The organism is Lacihabitans lacunae (genome assembly GCF_042649125.1).
GTDB classification, from domain to species: Bacteria; Bacteroidota; Bacteroidia; order Cytophagales; family Spirosomataceae; genus Leadbetterella; species Leadbetterella lacunae.
In genome coordinates this window covers 3,393,301-3,407,560 of record NZ_JBHRYQ010000001.1, presented here as the reverse complement: position 1 = coordinate 3,407,560, position 14,260 = coordinate 3,393,301, and the positions used below count along the sequence as shown (strand labels likewise).

At 37.9% G+C, this 14,260-nt stretch carries 13 protein-coding genes; 6 read left to right on the top strand and 7 right to left on the bottom strand.

Translation table 11 applies throughout. The features are described from left to right. Positions 1 to 2: 2 nt before the first annotated feature. The 3 genes from ACFOOI_RS14750 to ACFOOI_RS14740 all read right to left on the bottom strand — a co-directional run bounded on the left by ACFOOI_RS14750 (position 3) and on the right by ACFOOI_RS14740 (position 4,305). Positions 3 to 269: a LytR/AlgR family response regulator transcription factor gene (locus ACFOOI_RS14750; RefSeq protein ID WP_379838772.1), complete on the bottom strand. Its 267-nt coding sequence runs from the start codon at positions 267 to 269 to the stop codon at positions 3 to 5. Positions 270 to 413: 144 nt separating this feature from the next. Next, the gene (locus ACFOOI_RS14745; protein WP_379838771.1) at positions 414 to 1,250 is read right to left on the bottom strand and encodes a LytR/AlgR family response regulator transcription factor; all 837 of its coding nucleotides are present in this window, start codon (positions 1,248 to 1,250) and stop codon (positions 414 to 416) included. Continuing rightward, on the bottom strand, positions 1,240 to 4,305 hold the full coding sequence (locus ACFOOI_RS14740) for a sensor histidine kinase (protein ID WP_379838770.1): 3,066 nt from the start codon (positions 4,303 to 4,305) through the stop codon (positions 1,240 to 1,242). The genes ACFOOI_RS14745 and ACFOOI_RS14740 overlap by 11 nt, the downstream gene beginning before the upstream one ends. Positions 4,306 to 4,461: 156 nt before the next feature. Here ACFOOI_RS14740 and ACFOOI_RS14735 point away from each other — a divergent pair, with 156 nt between their 5' ends. Next, positions 4,462 to 5,289, top strand: a complete 828-nt coding sequence (locus ACFOOI_RS14735) for a winged helix-turn-helix transcriptional regulator (protein WP_379838769.1) — start codon at positions 4,462 to 4,464, stop codon at positions 5,287 to 5,289. 68 nt (positions 5,290 to 5,357) lie between these two features. Here the strand turns inward: ACFOOI_RS14735 and ACFOOI_RS14730 are convergent, their stop codons facing one another. The 3 genes from ACFOOI_RS14730 to ACFOOI_RS14720 form a co-directional block, all read right to left on the bottom strand. Next, positions 5,358 to 6,350: an aspartate-semialdehyde dehydrogenase gene (locus tag ACFOOI_RS14730; protein ID WP_379838768.1), complete on the bottom strand. Its 993-nt coding sequence runs from the start codon at positions 6,348 to 6,350 to the stop codon at positions 5,358 to 5,360. 247 nt (positions 6,351 to 6,597) lie between these two features. Continuing rightward, positions 6,598 to 7,206: a 5-formyltetrahydrofolate cyclo-ligase gene (locus ACFOOI_RS14725; RefSeq protein WP_379838767.1), complete on the bottom strand. Its 609-nt coding sequence runs from the start codon at positions 7,204 to 7,206 to the stop codon at positions 6,598 to 6,600. A 19-nt stretch (positions 7,207 to 7,225) separates the two neighbouring features. Then, positions 7,226 to 8,308, bottom strand: coding sequence for a Gfo/Idh/MocA family protein (locus ACFOOI_RS14720; RefSeq protein WP_379838766.1), 1,083 nt, complete (start codon positions 8,306 to 8,308; stop codon positions 7,226 to 7,228). 98 nt (positions 8,309 to 8,406) lie between these two features. Between ACFOOI_RS14720 and ACFOOI_RS14715 the strand changes: the two genes are divergently transcribed. From ACFOOI_RS14715 to ACFOOI_RS14695, 5 genes are all read left to right on the top strand, one after another. Then, entirely contained in the window at positions 8,407 to 8,958 is a 552-nt protein-coding gene (locus ACFOOI_RS14715) for a YqgE/AlgH family protein (RefSeq protein WP_379838765.1), read from the top strand. Positions 8,959 to 9,127: 169 nt separating this feature from the next. Beyond that, on the top strand, positions 9,128 to 9,751 hold the full coding sequence (locus ACFOOI_RS14710; protein WP_379838764.1) for a TetR/AcrR family transcriptional regulator: 624 nt from the start codon (positions 9,128 to 9,130) through the stop codon (positions 9,749 to 9,751). Further along, positions 9,744 to 11,063 carry a TolC family protein gene (locus tag ACFOOI_RS14705; protein WP_379838763.1) on the top strand — a complete coding sequence of 440 codons (1,320 nt, stop codon included), beginning with the start codon at positions 9,744 to 9,746 and terminating at the stop codon, positions 11,061 to 11,063. The genes ACFOOI_RS14710 and ACFOOI_RS14705 overlap by 8 nt, the downstream gene beginning before the upstream one ends. Positions 11,064 to 11,077: 14 nt before the next feature. Continuing rightward, positions 11,078 to 12,205, top strand: a complete 1,128-nt coding sequence (locus tag ACFOOI_RS14700) for an HlyD family secretion protein (protein ID WP_379838762.1) — start codon at positions 11,078 to 11,080, stop codon at positions 12,203 to 12,205. An 8-nt stretch (positions 12,206 to 12,213) separates the two neighbouring features. Further along, positions 12,214 to 13,782, top strand: a complete 1,569-nt coding sequence (locus ACFOOI_RS14695; RefSeq protein WP_379838761.1) for a DHA2 family efflux MFS transporter permease subunit — start codon at positions 12,214 to 12,216, stop codon at positions 13,780 to 13,782. 34 nt (positions 13,783 to 13,816) lie between these two features. Here ACFOOI_RS14695 and ACFOOI_RS14690 read toward each other — a convergent pair whose 3' ends face one another. Beyond that, positions 13,817 to 14,080, bottom strand: coding sequence for a hypothetical protein (locus tag ACFOOI_RS14690; protein WP_379838760.1), 264 nt, complete (start codon positions 14,078 to 14,080; stop codon positions 13,817 to 13,819). Positions 14,081 to 14,260: the final 180 nt, after the last annotated feature.

Sequence of the window (14,260 nt, the reverse complement as noted above, 5' to 3'; positions counted from 1 at the left end):
TCTCAAACCCTTCTCCTCCTAGCCACAGGCAGACGCTTGCCGCAAAATAGGAGGACTTCTTCGGTGTTTCTGCGTTTTACGAAGGCGGTGTTAACCAAGTACCTTCGGTGGATGCGGGAAAAGCTTTTTAGGGAATCGAGTTTTTCTTCGAACTTTTTGAGTGTATAGGAATGAATTTCGGTGCTTCCGTCTGCATAGTGCAATATCGTGTAGTTAACAGACGCTTCGAGAAAAGTAAGCTGTTCGGGTTTACTGGGATTAAAATGCATTATATATGGGATTATGTTTCAATCCGAAGATAAATACATCTGTATTGTGCAGCAAATGCCAAATATAATTTGGTAGATATTCGTAAGATTTGGTAAGCTAATTTGAGAGTGGGCTATATTATTAAGCGGTGCATTTCGTAATGCTTAGTTTTTCCACTTTAAGTTTTCTATCCAGTCTTTTATGAAGTTGGCCTTTAGTCGCTTGGGGTCGTGGCTTTTTAGGTATTCTTTTAACATTTTTCCTCCATTTCTTGAGGCCGTTACGTGTTTATTTTCTGAGAGGCTCAGGGTTTTGTTGGCGTGTTGGTAGGTGTTTAGGTGTGCCAAGTTTATAACAGCCCCTTGCGAAACCTGAAGGAAATCAAAGTCAACACATAGGCTTTTGGCAAAATGACCGATGTTTCGATTTCCTATTATTTTTGCTCCTCCCACAAGGTGAAAAACGGTTATATTTTCGTCGGATTCAAAGTGGATGATGTCGTGCACTTTCACGAGCGACTGCAAGCCCTTAAGACCTTCTATCACTATTTGGTTATTTTGTCCAAAAGGCTTTTCTAACAACTCTAGCAGTAGGTCAACTTTCTTGTTTTGAGATACTTTCTGAACAATTTCGTTAATCGCTTTTTCTAACCCGGGCTTAATTTTCTCGAGCTCTAGCGGCTTTACTATATAGTCAGAGGCCGAATATTTTATGGCCTTTATGGTATTTTGGGAGTTGTCGTGTGCTGTTAAAAATATATGACGAAAATCGATTAGATCTTCGTTTTGAAGCATTTTTAGAATATCAAAACTGGTGCCGTTTATTAGGTCAATATCAAAGATAACCAACTGTGGTTTGCAGGCTTTAATTTTTTGATATCCTTCCTCTACACTTTCTGCCTCACATACAATCTCGAGGTTAGGGAAGTGAACTTCCAAAATCATTTTTAGGGTTTCTCTAATTTTTAGTTGATCTTCTATTAGGGCTGTTTTAATCTTCATTTTTATTAGGGATTTTTATTTTTACAATTGTGCCTCCATCGGGTCTATCAAAGGTTTCTATCGATATGTTGTACCCGACTTTGTTAAGCAACGCCACGCGATCTTGGACCAAATAGGTGCCCATAGACCTGTAAGAGTGCTTCGATCTTTCTTTTATTTCTTGTGCTTTTTTTCTGCCAATTCCGTCGTCTTCTATGGTGCATATGAGCACATTGTCATTGTATTCAAACGTGACTTTAATCTTTCCTTTTCCTTCTTTATGTGCTAGGCCGTGTTTCACGGCGTTTTCTACATAGGGCTGTATTATCAGGGGCGGCACGGTGAGTTGCTCTATTGAAACTCCGTCTGCAACTATTATTTCAAAGTCAAATTTATCCTCATATTGGATTTGCTCCAACTCGAGGTACGACTGTATAAGTTCTATTTTTCTTTCTAAACTAAATTCATTTCCTATCTTGTTACCTGTGCGGGGCGAGCCGTTTGAAACCACCGAGGCCTCCATGTAGTTTCGCATCAGTTTGGAGAGTCGCGTTAGGCTGCGGTCGGCTTTTTCGGTTTCTTTTTTAAGAATCAAATACTGCAAAGAACTCAAGGCATTGAACAAAAAATGCGGGTTTAGTTGCGACTGTAGGGTTTGCACCTGCAGGTAGTTTAGCTCTTGTTCCTGTGCTTTTAGGCGTCTTTTTGAAATTACATTTCTATAATAATAATAAAATATAAGTGCACTCAGTAGGCAAAACAAAAGTGAAGCGTATTTATAAAAATTGGGCGTTTGCCAAATATAGGCATTCACATTGACCCTTACTTTGGCGATATTGGGCTCTTCGCCAACCAAACCCTCGGTTTTGGCTTTTACTTTAATGTCATACGTGCCATTTGGGAGATTTAGAAGCGAAAGCTCGTTAGAAGTTTGCCAGTCTGACCATTTTTTGGAAACCCCTTCTATAAAATAACTGTATTGTGTGCTAAATGATTTGTTAAACCCCGTGGCTCCAACTTTCAGAAAAAGGTCATTGAAGCGGTTGGCAACCATAAAAACTTGGGTGGTGTCCCATGAGACATTTTCTTTGTTTATTTGCTCTATGTATGGCATCAGCGGATTAACCGACAAGTCAAGCTTGCCCGGCTCTATGTACGATAGCACCGAGTTTGAGGTTAGCCAAATATTCCCTTTTGAGTCTTTTGTTGCTCCATTTTGTCCGGCTTCTAATCCCAAATATCCATTGTGGTGGTTATATAACTTTGCAAATACACCTCCACTTTTATAATAGTTTTCAAGGTCTAGGGCATACATTCCTTCGTTTGCTCCAACCAACATGTGCGTATCATCTATCAGAATTAGGGATAATATCATCCCTTCAAATTTTTCGGGAGCAATTCTTATGAAGCGGTCATTTTTTTCTTCATAAAAATAAAGGCCATCCTCTGTTCCGGCCCAAATATTCCCTTTGGGGTCGGTACACATTGTAATAAAACCTTGGAAAGGAATCGTGCCTTTTTTAAACGAATATTCTTTCGATTTTTTAGCTTTTAAATCATTGAAATTCTCAAAACGGTTCATGCCTCCCCAGCCACCAAGCCAATACCTACCCTTTTGGTCTTTATAGGCATACATATAGTTTGGGTAGCTTATCAGGTCTTTTTCTTTGGAAAGCTTAAACCTTGGAAAACCCGGAGCGTTATCTATAATGTAGATTCCATCCCAAGAACATTGAATTATTATATTCTCTTTTTCATCATTTAAAATATAAAATGCCGCACCATTGACTATTCGATTAAACTTTTTCCCGTCATAATTTATCAAACAAGCTTCGTTTGGAAACCATGTGATGCCATTTCGGTCTGTAAATGGGTTATAATAGTAGTTTATGGCTGAAGTTAAATTAGATATACTTCCTACAGAATTTTTAAAAGGAAAAAGATTGGTGTGACGGGTTTCGGTGCTTAATTTGCCATTTTTAAACTTTTTTAGACTGCTCCCATAAGCCAAAAACCAATAGTCTTTTTGGCTGTCTTCTACCACACTCCATACTATTGGGGCTTCTTTTTCATCAAAATACCTAAATCCATTATTCGGGAAGTAAAGCAGGCCGCTTTCGGACCCCACCCAATAACTAAATTTGTTGCGGTCTTGGATTATTTTATTGGCGTGATAAAAGTCATCATTTACCTTCTCGATTTTACCCGAGCCCGAGTTAAAAAAATAAAGGATGTTGTTTATCTCAAACAATTGGTCATTTTTAAGATTAAACAGGCTAAATATTTTTCCATTGCTGTCTATATCTATCCATTTCTCAAATTTCCTCGGACTAGTTTCTATGTATACTTCTTCTTTTTTATTTGGATTAATCAAGCTAAACAAAAGCTGATCGCAATTGAGCTCACTGATTTTAACTTCTTGGTTTTCATAGGTTTCAAATACTCTTTCATACTTGCCATTTTTAAAAAAATAAAAGTCTTTGGTAACGTTACTTTCTAAATTATACGAAAACCCGTACCATCCTTCTGTCTTTTTATCATAATATCTCGGATAGAATTTAACATTGACTTTTAATAATGGAAAAGTCCAGGGTTTAAACCCTGATTTTTCATCATATTTTAAAATTGTGGAAGACGCATATTCGTCTTTTACTTTGTAAACCATCACCAATAGTTTCCCATTAGAGTCGATAAAGGTACTTTTACCAAAATCTGTTATGTAGTCATCTGGAAATGGCAATTGCTTAAACTTTTTACCATCAAACTTAACTAGGCCAATACTGTTTTGAATGTAAAGCTCGCCTGATGCTGTTTCGACTATTCCGCCTAGTTTTGAATTAAAAAATAGCCCGTCTTTTTGCTTGAAGTTTGTGAATTTTTCACCGTCAAATCTACTTAAACCACCCTTGGTACTTGCCCATACAAAACCACGGCTATCTTGGAAAATGCTCATGCACTGCATCTGCGACAGACCGTCACGGGTGGTGTATTGGATGAGGGGGTACTTTTGAGCTATGCTACCTAGGGAGCAAAGAACCGCGTATATAAGAAATACGAAAAAGTAGTGTTTTTTCATTTTGTGGTATTATAGGGGATATTCGATTCTAAAATACTGAATTGTATCTTAAATATTTAACTTTTTAAGGCAAAATCCACAAAAAAATTATCCTTAAGCAAAAATATCACACTGGTTTTGAATAACTTGTAGGATAATCCTACCGAAAAAAAATATATGGAAACCAAAAGTTTTTTAGAATTTGCACTAACCGAACTTGAAAAAAGATACCCAATAAATGGCATCTATGAACCCCTGATAGATGAAAAAACACAAATTGCAGAAATAGAAAACTTAACAAAAGCGATTAAATACGAGCAATGCTTTTTTGTGGTAAATCTCTTAAAGCGAAAACTTGAACACGTACACGGAATAAGTCAATGGCTGGGCTACCCAGACGATACTTTTGGATTTATTGATTATTTTAAAATTATACACCCCCGACATCGTGCGGCTTTAAACCTCAGTGCTATGTCTGCATTTGACACCGCCAATACCCCAGAAGTTACACTTGGTTTTATGAGCCCCAGAATAGTCGTTCAGCTCCCGCTATTGCATGCCGACGGCACCTATGTATTAATGAAAAGATCGCTTTATCCGTTTCAAATAGACAAATCAGGCAAAGTGTTGGCGTACCTCAATCATTTTTCGGTGATCAAACAATACGACGAACAAGACAACCTCCACCCCGAAATCTCTAAGAGCTTTACTACTGCCAACTCAGCAGCGGCGGAACTTTATGCTACTGAAAATGAAAAAAATAGAGCCAAAATGAAAATTTTGGAGAGTTTCAATAAAAACGAATTTCGTATTTTGTCTTTTTTAGCTCAAAAATCCGAAGCTTCAAACTCAGAAATTAGCACGGCCTTGGACCTTTCGCTAAACTCGCTCAACAAAAGCTTTAATTCCAGAATCTTAAACAAGGCGAGGGCGGAGTTTCAAACCGAGCAATTTGATTCCTTAAAGTCGGTAGTTATATATCTAAAATCAGAAGGTATTTTTTGAATTTAAACCACAAAAAAATCCCGCCAAATAACTGACGGGACTCCTTGATTCATATTGGTGTATGATGATTAAATCATCTCTTTTTTGAGTAAATACTCCGCTATTTGTACAGCGTTGGTAGCGGCTCCTTTACGAAGGTTATCTGCTACTACCCAAAGGTTAAGGGTTTTGTCTTGCGACTCGTCTCTTCTTATTCTTCCTACAAAAATCTCGTCTTTACCGTGCGAATTAATCGGCATTGGGTAAATGTTATTTGCAGGATCATCTTGTACAATAACCCCTTCGGTAGCTGCTAGCAACTCACGAACGGTATCTAAATCGAAATCGTTTTCAAACTCAATGTTTACTGCCTCTGAGTGGCCACCTACAGTAGGGATACGAACCGTAGTGGCTGTAACTCTAATGCTGTCGTCGCTCATGATTTTGTTAGTCTCTTTTATCATTTTCATCTCTTCTTTGGTGTATCCGTTTTCTTGGAATACATCAATGTGAGGCAAAACGTTAAGGTCTATTTTGTGCGGGTAAACTTTAGGCACGGTGTTATCTCCGATTCTTTCAGCAAAAAGTTGATCTACAGCTGCTTTTCCTGTTCCGGTTACCGACTGGTACGTAGAAACTACTACTCTTTTGATTTTATATTTATCGTGCAAAGGCTTCATAACCACTACCATTTGTATGGTAGAGCAGTTAGGGTTTGCTATGATTTTGTCTGCGGGCGTTAGCTCGTCAGCGTTTACTTCTGGTACTATCAGTTTTTTGGTTGGGTCCATTCTCCATGCCGACGAATTGTCGATAACTGTAATGCCTGCTTCAGCAAACTTAGGGGCCATTTCGAGCGAAGTGCTACCACCTGCTGAGAATATCGCTACGTTTGGTTTCATGTTGATGGCGTCTTCATAGCCCACAACCGTAAACTCCTGCCCTTTAAAGCTGATTTTTTTTCCAATAGAACGCTCCGAAGCGACTGGAATAATTTCTGTAACTGGAAAATTTCTTTCCGCTAATACTTTTAAGATTTCGCTACCTACTAGACCGGTAGCCCCTACTACTGCAACTTTCATGATAATTGTTGAACCCCCCGACCCATGGCAGAGTATTTAAATTATTGATAAAGAGAGAGGTCTATTCTCTTTTTGCTTAAATCTTATTATAGTTGACGAAGGGTTTAAATGCGGGTGCAAAATTAATTAAAAGAAAGTTTATTAAAAACTTATTTCTTGATATAATACAATGTTTTTTATGTAAAAATATAAATTTATGCTTCTGATAGATATAATTTTCTAAAAAACAGCTTCCTTTTGCTCCTGCCTAATTTTTAAACTGCCAAAGTCTTTTGGGTGTAACACAAAAATCCAACTGAAAATCATGCTCTTCCACATCAGAAATTTGGTCTATCGGCTCAAAAAAAGAAATGCCCAAGCAGGTGGTTTTCTCGTTAGCAAACTCTAAAAATCTATCGTAAAAACCTTTGCCATACCCTACCCTATTTCCGGTTTTGTCAAAAGCCAACAAAGGCAAAAATATCAGGATGTCTTCATTTTTATATTTTTCAAAAAAAACCTTTGAACTCAGTCCTTCTTTTGCTTTTTCTGGTTCAGCTATTCCCCATTTGTTTACGGTTAGTTTGGTGTTTTTGGTATACAAATAATGCGTAAGCGTACCGTCTTCTTCTGATTTTGAAATATAAATATCCGGTGCGAAGTCTTTCCTTAATAAACTAATTATAAGAGAAGTATCCGGTTCTTTGTGTTTTTTTATAGGTAAAAAAATATGAATAGGAGAATATCTGTGCATCATTAGCCTACTAAAAAGTAGGTCTCTAATTTGCTCAGACATTCTCCCAACTTCTGTGTCTTGGAGATTCTTCCTTTTTTCTTTAAATATTTCTCTTGCCTGTTTTTTTGTCAAAATCTCCATGCACGCACGTTCTTATCGCTTATATTTTTACTTCTTTGCCAGTTGCCACAGATTTGTAAATGGCCTCCACTACTCTAATATCACGCAGACCTTCTTCGCCTGGGGCTATTAAATCTGTTTTTTTCATAATGGCCATCGCGTCTTCGTCCATTTGTTTGGCTTGTTGGTTTTCTATGGCATATTTTATAATTGTACCATCTGAGGTACTTCCATTTATACCCGTATAGGCCGACTGCGGCTCCATTTTTAACCAACCTTTTTCATAATCTACTCGCAAGTGGTTCATGTTTATGCCATAGCTGGTTTGGCAGGCCGCTCTCGCTCCTGACGGAAATTGCAACTGAAACATCATGGTTTCCTCCACTTCGTGGTATATTTCTGGTCGGGTGGTAGACGCCTGAGCCATTACAGATATTGGTTCTTCGCCGGTAGCTAGTCTTGCTCCTTCGAGTGCATACACGCCCATGTCGCCCATTACGCCGCCGCCCATGGCTTTTGATTGCTTCCAGTGTGTGGTTCTGCTATCAAAATACCCAGCTGCTGAGTTTATCATTCTCGGCTTACCAAAAGGCAACTCCTTGGCTATTCGCATCATGTGCTGAATATTTGGATCATGCTGACAGCGGTAGCCTATCGCCAAACTCACTTTGTTTTTTTGACATTCAGCTATCATGGCTTCACAGTCTGCTACCGAAGGTGCCATTGGTTTTTCGCACCAAATATGCTTTCCTGTTTTGGCTCCCCTCACCGTATATTCGCGGTGCATAGACGGAGGCAAAACCACATAAATGACATCAATGTCTGGGTTGTTGCCTATTTGATCAAAATTTTGATAGTTATAAACGTTTTTGTCTTTAATGCCGTATTTCTTTTGCCAAATCTCCACTTTGCTCGGTGTACCCGATACAATACCTCTCAATTCGCAGTTTTGGGTGAGTTGCAGAGCTGGAGCCAAAAGGTCGGTGCTGTAATATCCCAAACCTACCAATGCAACGCCCAGTTTTTTGGGTGCTGGCGTGGTAGCTTTAAGAAGCACATGTGGTGAAAATATGGCAGAAGCCGCCAAAAGTCCTGAATTACGTAAAAATTCTCTTTTTTTCATGTTTTTATAAGGTTGGTTCGCTTTATATATTTCAAATGTAAGATTTTATTTGTTTGCTTTTCAAATTATTCTAATTTGCTAAAAATACCAAACACATCATGGACACATCACTAAAATCAGGAAGAATACTAATAGCGGAGCCATTTTTGGGCGACCCTAATTTTGAAAGAAGCGTGATTCTATTGTGTGAACATAATGAATCGGGTTCTTTCGGGCTAGTTTTAAACCAAACTACCAACAGTTACCTCTCTGACGTAATAGAGGGTGTTTATCAAGAATACCCCCTGTATATCGGAGGTCCGGTGGAGCAAAACACCTTGCATTATATCCACCGACTGGGAAATTTGATCGAAGATTCCGTCGACTTGGGTAACGGTTTGTTTTGGTCGGGAGACTTTGAGTCGCTCAAGAGTCTCATAAATATCGGCACCATTAAAACCGAGGACATCCGGTTTTTCTTAGGTTACTCCGGTTGGGGTGCTGGTCAATTGTCAGAAGAGCTGGCCCAAAACACTTGGATATTGTCCAATATAGACTCCGACATGGTTTTCGAAAATGAGCCTGTTCAGTTTTGGAGAACTGTCTTAAAACGCATGGGGGGCGACTACAAGGTGCTTTCAAACTATCCGATTGACCCGAGGCTTAATTAAGTCGCCCAATGTCTGTATGTACATATAATTTTAAGGCGGCTGGCCTTAAAGTTTAAATTTCTTCTTTTTCGATTGCATTTATTTAAGAATATTTTCAGAATTAACAATTAGTTTATTAAAATTAAACAAACGTTTAATTAATTTTGGATTTACATTTTTAAGTAAGCAAATGGAATTTAACGATAAGCAACTCTCTATTCTTAAAGTAGCCGAAGAGGTTATTTCTGAGAAAGGCTTTGAATCAGCCAGTATTAGGGAAATTTCGAAGCGAGCCAATATTAACCTCGCAATGGTTTCTTATTATTTTGGTTCAAAAGAAAAACTGATGGAGGCTCTTTTTATACAAAAGGCTCGTCAGTTTAAAATTACTACGGAGCTCACCCTAAAAGACGAAAGTCTTGGCCCGCTAGAAAAGATGATTACACTATTCGAAAACTATTTTGAAAAAGTGTTTTGCAACTTCGCTTTTCACAAAATTATGCTCAAAGAAATCTCTTATCTGGATTCTACGGTGGTATATGATCAGATAAAAAAGATGAAGACCTCAAACTTTGATGTGATTACCCAAGTACTAGACGAAGGAATTAAAAAAGGGATTTTTAACCCTCAAATTACCACAGATTCGGTTATTTCTTTAATTAATGGCACAGTTTCAAACTACGCTCTCAATGAAAAGTATTATAGATTTAGGTGGCAACTAAAGCCCGAAGTCTCTTTTGAACTACAAACCAAAGAAAAAATAAAAACTCAAATATTACTCGCCTTAAAAGCAATTTTACTCTATCATGAATAAACTTAAAGTAGCCTGGTTATTATTAGGAAGTTTGATGGCCTTCCAAACCTATGGGCAAAAATCAGAAAACATCGCACTTGAGGAGATTATCCGACAAAGTGTAGAAGCAAGTAAGCAGCTCAAAACAGAGCAAACAAACGTAGAGATTGCTAAAAGTCGCTATCAGTCTATAAAAGAAGCAAGACTTCCAGAAGTAAGTGCTTCGGGCCAAATCATGTATTTGCCTTATGCTCCAAACATCGTGAATAAACTTTCGCAACCTGCAGCAGAAGGTTCTACGAGCAGTTCGCAAGGTTTTCCGATCCCGAAAACCGTAAGCCTTGGAAGTATAAATGCCTCAATGCCCCTTTTTACAGGATTTAAACTAAAAAACAGTATTACGCAGGCAGACTTAGGTGTAGAAATGAGCCAAATAGCCGTAGGCATGAAAACCGAGCAAGTGGCCTTACAAACCATAGAATTGTATTATGCTATTTATAAAACAAAAGCTACTATTCAGGTTTTGGAAGAAAACATCGGAAGAGCCAAACAACGCGTTACGGACTATGGCAACTTTGTGCAAAATGGACTAATGGCCGAAAATGATTTATTGAAAGCAAAACTCATGAAGTCAAATTTGGAGATTAACTTAGAAGACGCAAAAAACTCCTATGAAAACCTCCTAAACAGGTTAAATATCTACTTGAACACAAAGTATACTTCGCTTAACCCGCAGTTAAACAATATTCAAAAACCGGTAAGCCCTGACTCATTTTTAGAGCGTAAAGACTTAAGTTTATTAAACAAAAAAATAGAACAATCGGCTGTAAATATAGAATTAGCTAGAGCAAACTATTACCCACAGGTGGCTTTAACTGGAGGTTTTATCAATGCGTATATTCCAAACCTTTTTACAATAACTAATGCTCTCAACTTCGGAATAGGCGTAAAGTACAACATCTCTTCGCTTTACAAAAACAAGAGCGAAATGAAAACGGCGAACCTACAAAAATTTTATTCAGAACAAAAACTAGAGGAAGCCAAAGATCAAGCTCAAATAGAGACTTTGGAGGCTAAGAGAAAGTATTTGCTGACTTTAAAGAAACAAGAAGTGTATGAAGAAGCGTTTGGCCAAGCCAAAGAAAACCTTCGTATAGTAAACAACAAGTATGAAAACGGGCTAGCGGATACTGACCAAGTAATGGACGCAGAGATTCAACTGCTTCAATCAGAAATAAACAAAAAAGTAGGCGTAGCTGACCAGGAAATAGCATGGTACCAATGGCTACAAGCCACAGGTATGCTCTTAGAAAATTTTAAAATCAATCAATAATCAGGAATACGATCATGGAACAAGAAAACAAAAAGAAGATAAATACAAAATTCCTTATCGCTTTAGCGGTAGCAGTTGTTTTGGGTGGCGGTTATGGTGTTTATTCATATCAAAAAGGCCAAAAACACGAAATCACAGATGATGCTCAGATAGAAGCTAAATTTTCGTCTATTATACCAAAAGTATCGGGATACATAACGGAAGTGAAAGTGAAAGATAACCAATGGGTCAAAAAAGGTGATACACTGGTAGTACTTGACAACGCCGAATTTTTGATTAAGCTGCAACAAGCAATCGCGATGGAAAAAGGAGCCAAAAGTCAGCTTAGTGTAGCAGGTGCTAACGTTTTGTCAAGCGGAAGTATATTGCCAATTTCAGAAGCAAGTGCTGCCACAGTTCAAGCAAACATAGGTACCGCTGATGCAAATATAGAGGCAGCTAAAGTACAAGTAAGAAGAGCAACAAACGACTTTGTTAGATACGCGAATCTTTTCAAAGAGAAATCGATAACTAAGCAACAATACGAACAAGCAGAAGCGGCTAAAGAAACTGCCGAAAAACAACTGGTGGTTTTACAAGAACAAAGAAATGCGATAGTAAAACAAGCTAAAGTTGCAAAAAGTCAAATTAGCTCTACTGCTTCTCAAATAAATGTAGCCAAAAGCCAAATCTCAGTTGCAAACGCAAACATAGACCAAGCTCTAAGTGGCATTGAAAACGCAAAGTTACAGTTGAGCTATACTGTGATTTTAGCCCCTGAAGATGGTCAAATATCAAAAGTAAATTTACAACCTGGTCAACTTGTGCAAGCGGGTCAGTCGCTATTTATGCTTGTGGGCGTTCAAAACCAATGGGTGGTGGCTAACTTCAAAGAAACACAAATGAACAAAATTAGACCTGGACAAAAAGTGGATATCAAAGTCGATGCATTCCCTGATACCAAGCTGGAAGGAGTAGTTGAGTCAATTGCACCTGCTACAGGAGCAAAATTTGCTTTATTACCTCCTGACAACGCCTCGGGTAACTTCGTAAAAACGATACAAAGGGTTCCAGTTAAAATAGCATTGTCTGAAAACAAATCTGAAGTGGTGAAACTAATACGTCCGGGTATGAACGTAGAAGTGGACGTAAACGTACTTTAAAATAACCCATGGAAGACAGTTTAGTTGAATACGGTTTTCGAAGGGTCATTATTACCATAACGGCTATCTTTTGTGCTTTGCTAGAAATAGTAGACACCACGATAGTAAACGTGGCTCTTAACGACATGAAAGGTAGCCTTGGGGTTACTTTGACTGACGTGGCTTGGGTGGTGACGGCGTATGCCATCGCCAACGTAATAGTGGTTCCAATGACCAGCTGGCTATCACAGCAGTTTGGGCGGAGAAACTACTTTGCAGCTTCTATTATTATTTTTACAGTTTCTTCGTTTTTATGTGGAAACGCAAGCACCATTACGGAGTTAATTATTTTTAGGTTTATTCAAGGTCTTGGCGGTGGAGCATTATTAGTAACTGCTCAAACGATTATAACAGAAAGTTATCCGAAAGAAAAACGCGGTATCGCTCAGGCTATATATGGTATGGGTGTTATTGTTGGGCCTACTTTAGGGCCTCCACTGGGTGGCTATTTGGTAGATAATTTTTCTTGGCCTTATATTTTTTATATCAATATTCCGATCGGTATTATCGCTACTATACTAACCATTATGTTTGTTAGAAGCCCTAAATACAGTCAGAAACTAACGTTAAGACAAGTAGATTTTATCGGTATAACACTTTTGGCAGTAGCAGTAGGATCACTTCAGTTTGTATTAGAACACGGTCAGCAAGACGACTGGTTTAATGATAACAAAATCTTGATATTAAGTATTCTTGCAGCAGCTGGTTTTTTCTTCTTTATATGGAGAGAAATAGTGGCCAAACACCCGATAGTAAATCTTCGTGTGCTTAAAGACAACAACCTAGCAATTGGAACTATCATGTCGTTTATTTTAGGATTTGGCCTTTATGGCTCTACTTTTATAATTCCGATATACCTTCAGTCTATATTAGGCTGGACAGCCACCGACGCGGGTTTATTGCTAGTGCCGAGCTCAATCACCACCGCATTTATGATGCCCCTAATCGGTATTTTGTTACAAAAAGGTGTTGCTCCTAAGTTTTTGGTTGCCGGTGGTTTCTTGGTATTTTTTGTATACAGCCTTTGGTCATATCAAATACTAACGCCCGACACAGGTAGCGAGCATTTTATAATGCCTTTGGTACTGCGAGGAGTTGGATTAGGATTGCTTTTTGTACCCATCACTACTTTGTCACTTTCTAGTCTAAAAGGTAAAGAAATTGGTGATGGAGCGGCATTTACAGGTATGATGAGACAATTAGGTGGCTCTTTCGGAATTGCCATTATAACGACCTACATCGGTACTTCAAATGCAAACCATAGACTAAACCTTGTAAGCCACATGCCCTCTTTCTCACCTATGGTACAAGAAAGAGTCAAAGGCCTTCAAAATATGTTTATGGGCAAAGGGTTTTCGCCCGAAATTGCTTTAGATAAAGCGTACGAACTGCTAAATTTCACAGTAATGAAACAAGCGGCCGTATTGTCCTATATGGATGTATTTATGGGTCTTGGTATCTTATTTTTAGTTTGTATTCCTTTTGTGTTATTAATTAAGAAAGGTGCAGGAAAAGTGAATGTAACAGACGTTCATTAAATAAAATTATGTTGGATAAATAATAAATAAGAATTTAATATGTCTTATTTATTATTTTTTCACATAGCATTAAAAGCTTAACCTTTAACTCGGATGGATTAAATTCTCCCGATGTAAACTCTTGATCAATTTCCATCAATTCAAAATAATCTTTAATTTCAAAATCCACTAAATTCTTTCCAACTTTCAATTCTGCTATAGCATCTTCTAGTATGAAATTTAGATTATAATCACTCTTTTTATTTAATTTTTTAATTGCCTCTTTGGCTAATTGTGCACTGTAGGTTTTTTTAGTCATTTTTCCTTTTTTCCAAATAGTTACGAATTAAGTAAGTATCAAATTTAAAAACTTTGTGTCACCTGCCGGTTGGGCCATCATTTTTTTTCGAAAAAAAACGAAGCAAAAAAAACTGCACCCAGCAAACTCACACTTTCAAAATTCTCTTAAATAGAGTTGTTATAATAATTATTTAGGCAC